Raw genomic sequence first — 232 nt, forward strand, 5'->3', positions numbered from 1 at the left:
GTTCACGCGGGATGTTGATGGGCCGGAAATGGTGTGGGGTTGTTGGGCTAAGGATGAGGTCGAGCCGCGCTATTAGGTTAGTAAGATGTATTCAGCGGAAGAAGCAATCAAGTATTACCAAAAGCGTTTCCGAATTGAGACCTTTTTTTCAGATCAGAAGAGTCGCGGATTCAATCTTCAGAAATCTCACTTAGAAGACCCTCAGCGTTTGTCTCGGTTATTGATCGCGACA

The 232-nt window shown here is 46.6% G+C and carries 1 protein-coding gene; it reads left to right on the forward strand.

Translation table 11 applies throughout. The annotated features are described in order from the left end of the window. Window positions 1–85 precede the first annotated feature (85 nt). A partial coding sequence (locus MFF64_RS38480) for a transposase (RefSeq protein WP_369010735.1) occupies window positions 86–232 on the forward strand: 147 nt, incomplete at its 3' end.

Origin of the sequence: Methylobacterium frigidaeris (assembly GCF_022179185.1) — a bacterium.
Taxonomy (GTDB): Bacteria; Pseudomonadota; Alphaproteobacteria; order Rhizobiales; family Beijerinckiaceae; genus Methylobacterium; species Methylobacterium frigidaeris.